At 71.3% G+C, this 6,820-nt stretch carries 8 protein-coding genes and 2 tRNA genes; 5 read left to right on the top strand and 5 right to left on the bottom strand.

Annotated features, from left to right (window positions below):
• Positions 1-19 precede the first annotated feature (19 nt).
• Positions 20-93 (bottom strand) — tRNA-Cys (locus GTY47_RS24895).
• 37 nt (positions 94-130) lie between these two features.
• Positions 131-203: transfer RNA gene (locus GTY47_RS24890), tRNA-Gly, on the bottom strand.
• A gap of 178 nt (positions 204-381) precedes the next feature.
• Here GTY47_RS24890 and GTY47_RS24885 point away from each other — a divergent pair.
• From GTY47_RS24885 to GTY47_RS24875, 3 genes are read left to right on the top strand one after another with little or no spacing between them, the layout of a single operon-like run.
• A complete protein-coding gene (locus GTY47_RS24885; protein WP_010046581.1) occupies positions 382-1,425 on the top strand; it encodes a chorismate-binding protein in 1,044 nt (347 codons plus the stop codon).
• Positions 1,422-2,243, top strand: coding sequence for an aminodeoxychorismate lyase (locus GTY47_RS24880; protein ID WP_010046580.1), 822 nt, complete (start codon positions 1,422-1,424; stop codon positions 2,241-2,243). Before GTY47_RS24885 ends, GTY47_RS24880 begins: the two co-directional genes overlap by 4 nt.
• Before the next feature lie 53 nt (positions 2,244-2,296).
• Complete coding sequence (locus tag GTY47_RS24875; RefSeq protein ID WP_010046579.1) at positions 2,297-3,121, top strand: GNAT family N-acetyltransferase; 825 nt, start codon at positions 2,297-2,299, stop codon at positions 3,119-3,121.
• 74 nt (positions 3,122-3,195) lie between these two features.
• Here the strand turns inward: GTY47_RS24875 and GTY47_RS24870 are convergent, their stop codons facing one another.
• Positions 3,196-3,720 carry a DsbA family protein gene (locus GTY47_RS24870; protein ID WP_010046578.1) on the bottom strand — a complete coding sequence of 175 codons (525 nt, stop codon included), beginning with the start codon at positions 3,718-3,720 and terminating at the stop codon, positions 3,196-3,198.
• Positions 3,721-3,883: 163 nt separating this feature from the next.
• On the opposite strand from GTY47_RS24870, the gene GTY47_RS24865 reads away from it, so the two are divergent.
• A complete protein-coding gene (locus tag GTY47_RS24865; protein ID WP_010046577.1) occupies positions 3,884-4,321 on the top strand; it encodes a hypothetical protein in 438 nt (145 codons plus the stop codon).
• A 412-nt stretch (positions 4,322-4,733) separates the two neighbouring features.
• On the opposite strand, the gene GTY47_RS24860 is transcribed toward GTY47_RS24865, so the two are convergent.
• A complete protein-coding gene (locus GTY47_RS24860; RefSeq protein ID WP_010046573.1) occupies positions 4,734-5,294 on the bottom strand; it encodes a CGNR zinc finger domain-containing protein in 561 nt (186 codons plus the stop codon).
• 387 nt (positions 5,295-5,681) lie between these two features.
• Positions 5,682-6,095: an SsgA family sporulation/cell division regulator gene (locus GTY47_RS24855; RefSeq protein WP_004002642.1), complete on the bottom strand. Its 414-nt coding sequence runs from the start codon at positions 6,093-6,095 to the stop codon at positions 5,682-5,684.
• Positions 6,096-6,286: 191 nt separating this feature from the next.
• On the opposite strand from GTY47_RS24855, the gene GTY47_RS24850 reads away from it, so the two are divergent.
• The gene (locus GTY47_RS24850; protein ID WP_029181636.1) at positions 6,287-6,745 is read left to right on the top strand and encodes a TIGR02611 family protein; all 459 of its coding nucleotides are present in this window, start codon (positions 6,287-6,289) and stop codon (positions 6,743-6,745) included.
• Positions 6,746-6,820 lie beyond the last annotated feature (75 nt).

The following is a 6,820-nucleotide window of genomic DNA, read 5'->3' as shown; positions in this document are numbered from 1 at the left end:
CCGCTGAGCTAATCGTCCTTGGAGGTGGAGACGGGATTTGAACCCGTGTAGACGGCTTTGCAGGCCGTTGCCTCGCCTCTCGGCCACTCCACCAGGAGCGTAGGGGACCGGGAAGCCCCCTGTTCCTTCGAGCGGACGACGAGGCTCGAACTCGCGACCTCAACCTTGGCAAGGTTGCGCTCTACCAACTGAGCTACGTCCGCTTGTCGTTTCGGTCCGCTCTCGCGGCCCGGCGACGAGTTGAACTCTAGCGGATTCCGGGGCCAGCACAAAAACGCGTTTGTGCAGCGTGCTGCGCTTCCCCTGCTCAGGGCGGTCACAGGGCCTCGCGAAGGGACATCCCCCGGTCACCCGCAGGACACCCGCCATAGACTCGACTGCGTGCTCGACCTCCCGCCCCTCGCCCGTTTCGGCGCCCGTGTCGCCACCGGGCTCCTCGATGTCACCGACGATCCCGAAGCCCTGGAATCCAGCGGTTTCTGGGCCGTCTGCGCCGACTTCGAGGGCCGTCTGACCTGCGCACGCTTCCGGGATGTACGGCAGGCGGCCGTGTCCGCCCCCGTGCCCGGCGCGTGGCCGGGCCCGGCGGCGGGCGACTGGACGTCGTCGCTCGACCGCGCCGCGTACACGGCGGCGGTAGGGCGGATCCGGCAGCACATCGCGGCCGGCGAGGTCTACCAGGCGAACCTGTGCCGGGTGCTGTCCGCGCCCGTCGCGCCCGGCGCCGACGTCGACGCCCTCACCGCGCTGCTGGCCCGCGGCAACCCGGCACCGTACGCAGGAACGATCCGCCTGCCCGGTCACGGTGTGGAGATCGCCACCGCGTCCCCCGAACTGTTCCTGCGGCGCGACGGACGCTTCGTCGAGTCGGGGCCGATCAAGGGCACCGGCCGCACCGAGGCGGACCTGCTGGAGAAGGACTACGCCGAGAACGTCATGATCGTGGACCTGGTCCGCAACGACATCGGCCGGGTCTGCGCCACCGGCAGTGTGACGGTGCCCGAGCTGTGTGCCGTCGAGAAGCATCCGGGGCTGGTCCATCTCGTGTCGACGGTCCGTGGCGAGCTGGCGGAGGGGACCGGCTGGGCCGAACTGCTCGCCGCCGCCTTCCCGCCCGGCTCCGTCACCGGCGCGCCCAAGTCGAGCGCGCTGCGGATCATCGACGCGCTGGAGTCGGCGCCCAGAGGGCCGTACTGCGGAGGGATCGGATGGGTCGACGCCGACCGGCAGACCGGTGAGCTGGCCGTCGGCATCCGTACCTTCTGGATCGACCGGGCCGACGGCATGCTGCGCTTCGGCACCGGCGCCGGCATCACCTGGGGTTCGGATCCCGAGGGGGAGTGGCGGGAGACCGAGCTGAAGGCGGCCCGGCTGCTCGCGATAGCGTCGGGAGCGTATGAGGTGAGTGGAGAGGACCTGACGTGAAGATCTGGCTCGACGGCGGCTTGCAGGACATCGAGTCCGCCCGCGTCTCCGTCTTCGACCACGGGCTGACCGTGGGCGACGGCATCTTCGAGACGGTGAAGGCCGTGGACGGCCGGCCGTTCGCGCTCACTCGGCACCTCGACCGGCTGACCCGGTCGGCGCGCGGCCTCGGACTGCCCGACCCTGACCACGACGAGGTGCGCCACGCCTGTGCCGCCGTCCTGAAGGCCAACCCCGTGTCGCTCGGCCGCCTGCGCATCACCTACACCGGCGGCCACGGCCCGCTCGGCTCCGACCGCGGCCAGCACGGCCCGACCCTCGTCGTCGCCCTCGGCGAGACGACCCGCCGCCCCGACTCCACCGCCGTGATCACGGTTCCCTGGACGCGCAACGAGCGGGGCGCGCTCACCGGCCTGAAGACCACCTCGTACGCCGAGAACGTCGTCGCCCTCGCCCGCGCCCGCGAACAGGGCGCCTCCGAGGCCCTGTTCGGTAACACGGTGGGACAGCTCTGCGAGGGCACCGGGTCCAACGTCTTCGTCGTCCTCGACGGTGAGATCCACACTCCGCCGCTCGCCTCGGGCTGCCTCGCGGGCATCACGCGCGCGCTGGCCATCGAATGGACCGGCGCCGGGGAGACGGATCTGCCACTGGACGTCCTGGAGCGGGCCGACGAGGTCTTCCTGACGTCCACCCTCCGGGACGTGCAGGCCGTGCACCGGATCGACGACCGCGAGCTGCCCGGCGCGCCCGGCCCGGTGACCGCCAAGGCCATGCGGATCTTCGAGGAGCGGTCCGGGGACGACCTCGACCCCTGACAGGCCGGGATATTCGGCTGACCGGGGGCGTGGTTGCGGGTAGAACACCCCTGATGACCACGACCCTGCGGCCGACCGAGCCGCTTCAGCAGAACGCCGACGGGACGCGCTCACGCCGCTACCAGGTGTGCGTCAACAGCCGTCCCGTAGGGGCGATACACCTCGGCACGCATCCCGTGTTCGGCGACGCCGTGGCCCGGATCATGAAGCTGCGCATCGAGGAACCGGACCGCAGACGCGGCAGGGGCACGGTGGCCGCCCTGGCCGCCGAGGAGGTGGCGCGCGGCTGGGGGTGCCGCCGCATCGAGGCGACCGTGCCCGCCGACTCCGAGGCGCCGTTCCGGCTCGCCACCGCCCTCGGCTACGCCGTCCGCAACCGCGGCATGGAGAAACCGCTCGGCGACACCCCGCCGGAGCTGCCGGAGGGCAGCCGTGCCCGGCCCATGACCGAGGCGGAGTTCGGCCCCTGGCTGGAGAAGGGCAAGGAGGACTACGCCCAGAGCTGGATCGAGCGGGGCGTTCCGGAGGCCGAGGCCCGCGCCAAGTCCGAGCGGGACCACGCCACCCTGCTGCCCGACGGCCTCGCCACCCCCGGCACGCTCATCAGCGTCCTGGAACACGAGGGGACGACGGTGGGCGCGCTGTGGCTCGCGGTGCGCGAGGACAGCACCTTCGTCTTCGACGTCGAGACCCACGCCGGCCACCGCGGCAAGGGACACGGCCGCACCCTCATGCTCTTGGCCGAGGCCCAGGCGATCGCCGAGGGCCGGCGCACCATCGGCCTCAACGTCTTCGCGGGCAACACCCCGGCCGAACGGCTCTACACGTCGCTCGGCTACAAGACGAATCTGTACGCGATGTACAAGCCGCTGTTGTAGCCCAGCGGTCCTGCGGCTCAGCGGGAGGGCAGGGGCCAGGGCCGTCGGCCGGGCCGTCGGATCAGCCCTCCTGCCTACTCCTGCTCCGGCCCGGCCAGCAGTCGGTCCGCGATCTGCTCGATCCGCTCGCGCAGCCCTTCCTGGCTCTTGCCTCCGTCGAGCCGCTCACCGCCGATGACGTACGTCGGGGTGCCGGTCACGCCGATCGCCTTGCCCTCGGCCTGGTCGGCGTCCACGATCAGGGTGTGCCGGCCGTCGATCAGGGCCGTGTCGAACTCCTCGGCGTCCAGGTCCAGTTCGCGGGCCACCTCGACCAGGAAGGGTTCTCCCTTGCGGCCCAGTTCCTCGACCCGCCCCAGGAGCGCCTCGGCGTACTCCCACCCGCGGCCCTGCTCCCACGCCTCCTCCGCGGCCTGGGCGGCGGCGAAAGCGTGCTTGTTCTTCTCCAGGGGGAAGTGCCGCAGCCGCAGCTCCAGACGGTTGCCGTAGCGGGCGCGCAGGGCACGGAGGTCGTCCAGCGCGGTGCGGCAGTCCGGGCACTGGAGGTCGCACCAGACCTCGAGGACGGGGGCGGCAGGGACAGTGGAGGAGTCGCTCATACCCATAGTCTCCCAGGCCGTGCACCCGCACCGGCACCTGCGGAGGAGGCGACCCGGAGATGTCCCTGATGTCGGGCCGGGGCATGGCCGCCCGGGGTGCGGCGGGTGCAGGATGGAAGGGACGAAGTGCCCCAGCCCGACCGCGCCACGCCTGGAGGACCGGATGATTGCCGAGACCGTCTGCTCCGCCGTGTCCGCGGCAGGCCTGGGCATCGCGGCCGTCACGGCTTACCGCAAGCGCTTCCTCGCGGCGACCCGTATCGCGGCGTACTCGCTCGTGCCGATCGGCCTGGTGATGACGGGCGTCGTCGAGTGGCTGGCCGACACCGCCTTCAGCCCCACGGCCTGGGCGGGCTTCGGGGTGCTCGGTGTCGCATGGGTGCTGTTCACGAGCACGCGTGTCGTCGAGCGTCGCCGCGGCGGCACCCGCAAGGAGCGCAGGGCGGCCCGAGCGGCGGCCCGGCCGGAGGCGGTGGCCCCGGCGGCCTCGGCGCCCTCCCTGGGCCAGGGTTCCCGGCCGACCGGGAGGCCCGCCACGGCGCCCCGGGGCGACGACGACTTCAGCGACATCGAGGCCATCCTCAAGAAGCACGGCATTTGACGGCCGCGCGCCGGTCGAATCGTCACAGTGCGTCCAAGGGCGCGCGGAAGTGATCACAACCTGAACCGGACTTCGCGGAATCGGCGCACACCCGCACGGAACGAGGCCGCTGATCGCGTCCGGCCGGGCGACTGCGTCATCATCGCCGCGAGATGCTGGACACGACGGAACAGAGCGACCCCGCGCCGCCGCATGACGAGCCACGTCCCCGGCGGGACGAGCCACGTGGTTGCCTCTTCGCCCTATCCCAGCCACCGCTCATGATCTTCCTTGCGGTGATCGGGACCCTGCTGCTCATGGCCTCGTTGCACGATCTGCTGTTGCTGTGAGCCGTACCCGCGGTACCCGGCGCCACCCGCCGGGACCGCGTCGGCATCGATGATCCGCCCGCCACTGGCCCCGGCGGTGGCGGTCAGCCCGCCGCTTCCTTGCGTCGCGCCCGGTAGGCGGCCACGTGCAGACGGTTTCCGCAGGTCCGGCTGTCGCAGTAGCGACGCGAGCGGTTGCGGGACAGGTCGACGAAGGCCCGCCGGCAGTCGGGCGCCTCGCACCGCCGCAGCCGCTCCTGCTCCCCGGCGACCACGAAGAAGGCCAGGGCCATCCCGCAGTCGGCGGCCAGGTGGTCGGCGATGGAGGCACCGGGCGCGAAGTAGTGCACATGCCAGTCATAGCCGTCGTGGTCCGTGAGCCGGGGTGTGGTGCCGGCGGCGGCGACCAGCTCGTTGATCTGGCCGGCGGCGGTCCGGGCGTCGGGGGCGGCGAAGACGGCGGCGAACCGCCCGCGGATCTTCCGCACCGCCGAGAGGTCGAACTCCGAGAGCACTCCCACATCGCTGATCTCGTGGTTTCGCACGAAGTCCGCGAGGGTCGCCACGTCCGGCAGTCCGTCCGGTGCCGTGTCGTCCTCCGGTGCGGTGTTCACCAGATCGACCACGGTGTCGAGGGCGCACCGGGTGTCGTGGGTGATCAGCACGATTCGCTCCCTGGCCTGGGGGTCGGGCAGGCGCCCGCCGATGCTGGCCGATGGTAACGGCTCCACCACCGCCGGACCGCCCTCATGCCCGCACATGGCTTCGAATACAACGACGCCGGGCAAGCCATGGTTCCCGCCCGCCCTCGGGGCGGCGAAGGCCTGCCCTCCGGCAGCGGAAGGCCCGTCGCTGAGAGTTCCGGCCCTGTGGCACCCGCGGGCCGAGCGGCTGCACACCCGAGCCGAGACGGCCCGGACGGCGGCACACGCGAGCCGGCGCCGCCCCGCGAGATCCGCGGTGCCGGCGCCGGTGTATCCCGTATGCGGTTGTCCGGGCCCGAGCCGTCTCCCCGAGTCGACGGCACCGGGCTGCTTGGTGAGCCCCTCGCCCTAGCTTTCCGCCAGGATGTGCGAGAGCTCCTGATCGAGGTCGAAGTGCCGGTGCTCCGTGCCGGGCGGCACGGCGGCGTCGGTCCGCTTCAGGAAGGACTCCAGGGCCCGTGCCGGCGCCTCCAGCAGGGCCTCGCCCTCCGGTGAGCTCAGGGCGATGCACACGACGCCCTGACCGTGGCTGCGCGACGGCCAGACGCGGACGTCGCCGGTGCCGGTAGGGCGGTGAAGTCCCTCGGCGAGGAGGTCGCGGGCGAACACCCACTCGACGGTCTCCTCGGCTCCGGTGTGGAAGGTGGCGTGCACGGCGTAGGGGTCGGCCGTGTCGTACCGCAGGCCTGCGGGCACAGGCAGGGAGGACTCGCTCGACACAACGAGGCGCAGGTGCAGCTCGCAGCTGACCGTGGTGTTCATAAGCGCCAGGGCCTTTCGCTCAGTGTGCGCTCGGGGATTCGCACGTCGGCGAAATCGACATGCCACCTACGGTGCCGTTGTAAACCCCTCTGAGTGTTTTGCGTGCCTTTACGTAACTCTTCCGGCCGAGAGATCGTTCGCGCCGTGCGTCCATTCCGGTGACTGGTTTCGCTCCGGTAGTGTTTGGCCGTATGAATACGGGGAGTGACGAGCCGGGCGAGGTGGCCGTGGCGTCGGACGAGACGGGGACGGACGAGGTGCGCAGCGAGCAGGAGCGGGCACTCGGCTCACGGGCACCGGAATTCGTCAAAGCGCGCCGCCTGCTGCATGTGAGCTGGCAGGTCGGCATCTTCATCATCGGGCTCGCGGTCGTCGTGGCGGGCATCATCATGCTGCCCCTGCCCGGGCCGGGCTGGGTCGTGATCTTCGGCGGCATGGCGATCTGGGCGACCGAGTTCGTGTGGGCCCAGTTGGTGCTCCGCTGGACCAAGCGGAAGGTCACGGAGGCCGCCCAGCGCGCCCTCGATCCCAAGGTGCGGCGCCGGAACATCATCCTGACGACCATCGGCCTGGTGATCGTCGCCGTACTGGTCGGTATCTACCTGTGGAAGTTCGGCGTGGTCATGCCGTGGAAGATCAAGGACCAGTGAGCGGCGGGGGTGCCGGTGACGGCCGGCGCTGGTCACAGGCACCCCCTGACATGGGGTAATGTTCTACCTGCGTCC

The organism is Streptomyces sp. SID5464, assembly GCF_009862985.1.
Lineage (GTDB): Bacteria > Actinomycetota > Actinomycetes > Streptomycetales > Streptomycetaceae > Streptomyces > Streptomyces chartreusis_D.
Note: the sequence above shows the minus strand (reverse complement) of the source record. Positions and strands in the feature narration are given on the sequence as shown.

Bases quoted from the DNA above. Each gene is read 5' to 3' on its own strand.
- GTY47_RS24855 (WP_004002642.1), bottom strand. From the start codon at position 6,095: ATGAACACCACGGTCAGCTGCGAGCTGCACCTGCGCCTCGTTGTGTCG.
- GTY47_RS24850 (WP_029181636.1), top strand. From the start codon at position 6,287: ATGAATACGGGGAGTGACGAGCCGGGCGAGGTGGCCGTGGCGTCGGAC.
- GTY47_RS24865 (WP_010046577.1), top strand. From the start codon at position 3,884: ATGATTGCCGAGACCGTCTGCTCCGCCGTGTCCGCGGCAGGCCTGGGC.
- GTY47_RS24875 (WP_010046579.1), top strand. From the start codon at position 2,297: ATGACCACGACCCTGCGGCCGACCGAGCCGCTTCAGCAGAACGCCGAC.
- GTY47_RS24870 (WP_010046578.1), bottom strand. From the start codon at position 3,720: ATGAGCGACTCCTCCACTGTCCCTGCCGCCCCCGTCCTCGAGGTCTGG.